Source organism: Brucella sp. TWI432 (assembly GCF_039674445.1).
Lineage (GTDB): Bacteria > Pseudomonadota > Alphaproteobacteria > Rhizobiales > Rhizobiaceae > Brucella > Brucella chromiisoli.
The window spans coordinates 1-514 of the sequence record NZ_JBDJNL010000069.1; the positions used below are offsets into that span (position 1 = coordinate 1).

The following is a 514-nucleotide window of genomic DNA, read 5'->3' on the forward strand; positions in this document are numbered from 1 at the left end:
GCATGTGTCGCAAGACCGGAATGTCGTTGTTTTAATTGACGTTCTAAGCCGATGACAGCGCCAAGCAAAAGCGCGACACTTAAATTGATCATAATGGATTGAAGGGCAACAACTTCCGACATGTAAATCCTTTCAGCCCGTAAGACATTGAACCGCGCCGGGTTTGCCGGAGGCCATTTGGTTTAACTTATGCGGCCATGGTTGGTTCGTCCAGCATGGCGTAGTAGCGTGCTTCAGCCTCGGCTGGCGGTACGTTTCAGATGGGCTCCAGAAGTCGTTGGTGGCTGAACCAGTCAACCCATTCCAAAATGGCGAATTCCACTGCTTCGAAATTCTTCCATGGCCCGTGCCGATGGAGAACCGTAACCGGTGTTCTTGCAGCACATTCTGTTTGATTTTGCACTCTGTCATTGAGAGTTAGCGAATGGACAGAACGGAGTTTCTCCATGGAGCCTCGAATGGAGTTTCTCTCAACGGATCAGAGTAAGCGTGACAGCCATCGTCAGTGGCCCGT

Annotated in this window: 1 pseudogene; it reads right to left on the bottom strand. The window is 50.8% G+C overall.

Annotated features, from left to right (window positions below):
• Positions 1–187: 187 nt before the first annotated feature.
• Positions 188–361 (bottom strand): annotated as a pseudogene (locus ABE527_RS21645) (IS3 family transposase); the annotation flags it as partial.
• Positions 362–514: the final 153 nt, after the last annotated feature.